Below are 652 nucleotides of genomic sequence, written 5' to 3'. Positions count from 1 at the left end.
CACCAGCCGGCACACGCCGACGCGGCCGTCGAACACGCGTGGCTCGAGTGGCTTGCACCGGCGTTCCGCGAATACGGCGCGACGCCGCCCGCATCGCTGTCGGAGATCTATACGAGCTTCATCGCGGACGAAGCGATGCAGGCGCTGCTCGTCGAAGAAAAGCCGGCCGTCGTCAGCTTTCATTTCGGGCTGCCGTCCGCGGACGTGATCGCCGCGCTGAAGCGCGCGGGCGTCACGCTGTTCGCGGCCGCGACGAATCTCGACGAAGCCCGCCAGATCGCCGCCGCCGGCATCGACGCGATCGTCGCGCAGGGGATCGAAGCGGGCGGGCACCGCGGCGTGTTCGATTCGACCGCGCATGACGATCGCCTCGGCACGTTTGCGCTCACGCGCCTGATCGTGCGCGAATGCGCGCTGCCGGTGATCGCCGCCGGCGGCATCATGGACGGCGAAGGCATCGCCGCCGCGCTCGCGCTCGGCGCGCAGGCCGCCCAGCTCGGCACCGCGTTCGTCGCATGCCCGGAGACGTCGATCGACGACGGTTATCGCCGCGCACTGCTCGGCGACGCGGCACGCCGCACGACGTTCACGGCCGCGATCTCGGGCCGGATCGCCCGCGGCCTCGCGAACCGCCTGACCGCGCTCGGCGACG

At 71.8% G+C, this 652-nt stretch carries 1 protein-coding gene; it reads left to right on the top strand.

What is annotated here, in order from left to right; all coding sequences use genetic code 11:
• A partial coding sequence (locus G3N93_RS41140; RefSeq protein WP_206135656.1) for a nitronate monooxygenase family protein occupies window positions 1-652 on the top strand: 652 nt, incomplete at both ends.

Source organism: Burkholderia sp. Se-20378, assembly GCF_017104665.1.
GTDB lineage: Bacteria > Pseudomonadota > Gammaproteobacteria > Burkholderiales > Burkholderiaceae > Burkholderia > Burkholderia lata.
Note: the sequence above shows the minus strand (reverse complement) of the source record. Positions and strands in the feature narration are given on the sequence as shown.